Here is a 2106-nt window from a genome sequence, read left to right as displayed (position 1 = left end):
TGTTGGTAAAATTGTTTTGACTATTTAGCCACTACGCGGAAGTCAAAAGTCAAAAGTCAAAAGTAGGGAATAGGGGACAATTTAATAGGTTCTCAAGATAATTGATAAGAGCATTAATATTTACGTTTAATTAATTAGACTTGATATTAAATTTAGGATAAACAAAGACAAGATATCTGCTCCTAAAACTGTCTGAATATTATCTAAATTTTCGAGTTATTTTTGATTTGATTGAGAAGAATTTTAATTATTAAATGGCAAGTTTTATTGGAAATTAAAAGGCGTAATTTCAGTTATCAGTTATCAGTTAACAGTAGCTTCTGGAATAGGGAAGCTTGAAAATACGGAATTTTCTTTTCTTTATCCCCTTGAAAAGGGAGGCTTGAAACCTAATTTTCTGGTCAATAGTTAAGGCTGACTCAAAAATAGCTAAATATAACCAATACTAATTTATCTGATTGTTTTTCATAATAGTACAGCCAAAAAAATTTAGCTTGATCATGGCATATTTGCATAATTCTCCATCATTAACTAATTTATAGGTCAATTCAGAATTTAAAAGTTATAGCAAATGCCATTACTATTAGAACTTATAGAATATTTCAAACAAGGCAAGATTGACCTTCTTCTTTCTTAGTTATCCCTTCTCCTTTTTTCTTTCTTGCTTATCCCCTATATCTTCTTCCCTCTTCCCTCTTCCTTCTTCCTTCTTCCTTCTTTAAACGTCGCTAGACTAGAAAAATATTGTTGGTAAATAGCGTATAATACTACAAGTTAACTTGAGGAGAAATTCCAAACATGACACGAGCTATCATGGAAACTGAAAAGGGAATCATTAATCTAGAATTATTTGATAATGATGCTCCTAATACTGTGAAAAATTTTGTTGAACTAAGTGAAAAAGGATTTTATGATGGCTTAAATTTTCATCGTGTTATTCCTAATTTTATGATTCAAGGTGGTTGTCCTAACGGTACAGGAACAGGTGGCCCTGGTTATAAAATTAAATGTGAAATTAATAATAATAAACATTTGGCCGGAACTTTATCAATGGCTCATGCTGGTCGCGATACAGGCGGTAGTCAATTCTTTATTTGTCACTCTCCCCAACGTCATTTAGATGGTGTTCATACAACTTTTGGCAAAACAGAGGATATGGATGTTGTAAATGCTATTAGACAAGGTGACAAAATTCTTTCTGTGAAGATTGAAAAGTAGTTTTTCTCTGTTGATAAATTGAAGAAAATAGGGAGTGGGGTAGAGAAAGAAAATACATTTCAAAACCTTTCCTAATTAGACCAGTTTGATCTAGTTGTAGCTCTTTATTTATTATTATTAGACTAGGGATGTTTTGTGGAATGTCCCTACTTTTTTATCTCAGGACGGAATGCTGTGCAAACAGGCAGAGGTACTGATAACTGATAACTGATAACTGATAACTGAAATGACTCCTTACTCCTTAAAATAACCAAGAATCAAAGTAATTAGCAGGTGAAGCAGTATCCTGGAGAATTGAAACTTGGTCTAAATTTAAATTTGATAATTCATCAATCATTTTTATCTCATTTGCTCTGTCAACTAAGGGAAAAGAAAATTGATGATAATCTTGAATAAATTGAGCTTTTTCTCTAATTTCTGCTTTATTCACAGGATAACTGCGAGTACCAATAATAATTGTATTTTTGCCGGTAGTATGACAGATATAAATAGAAGGAAAGACAGTTTTAATAGTTTTTATATACTCTGCTTCAAAGTCATTACTGTTTAATGTATTTACGATTATAACCCCAGATTTTGATAAATGGCGATCGCACAGCTCATAAAATTCTTTAGTAGCTAAATTATAAGACATATAGCCATTACCAAAAGCTACATCAATCATCATAATATCATACAGATTATCCCGGTCTTGTTGTTCTAAATATTCTCTACCATCCTGAATTTTTACCTTTAATCTGTCATTTAATTCTACCCCAAAAAATTTCTGAGCTATTGACAATATACTCGCATCAACCTCTGCACATTCAATTATTGTATCTGGAAAATAATGGTGAAAAACTTGAGGAATACTACCCCCTCCAAAACCTGCTATATAAATTTTTTGTA

2 protein-coding genes are annotated in these 2106 nt (G+C 31.6%); one reads left to right on the top strand and one right to left on the bottom strand.

Going from position 1 to position 2106, the window contains the following annotated elements; genetic code table 11:
- Positions 1-798: 798 nt before the first annotated feature.
- Positions 799-1218 (top strand): peptidylprolyl isomerase, encoded by a 420-nt coding sequence (locus tag F6K13_RS30100; protein ID WP_124143645.1) that lies wholly within the window; start codon positions 799-801, stop codon positions 1216-1218.
- Positions 1219-1459: 241 nt separating this feature from the next.
- Here the strand turns inward: F6K13_RS30100 and F6K13_RS30095 are convergent.
- On the bottom strand, positions 1460-2106 hold a 647-nt coding region (locus tag F6K13_RS30095), incomplete at its 5' end, for a spermidine synthase (protein WP_287289415.1).

The sequence above is a fragment of the Okeania sp. SIO2B9 genome, assembly GCF_010672505.1.
Lineage (GTDB): Bacteria > Cyanobacteriota > Cyanobacteriia > Cyanobacteriales > Microcoleaceae > Okeania > Okeania hirsuta.
This window is presented reverse-complemented; position numbering and strand designations above follow the sequence as displayed.

Bases quoted from the DNA above. Each gene is read 5' to 3' on its own strand.
- F6K13_RS30100 (WP_124143645.1), top strand. From the start codon at position 799: ATGACACGAGCTATCATGGAAACTGAAAAGGGAATCATTAATCTAGAA.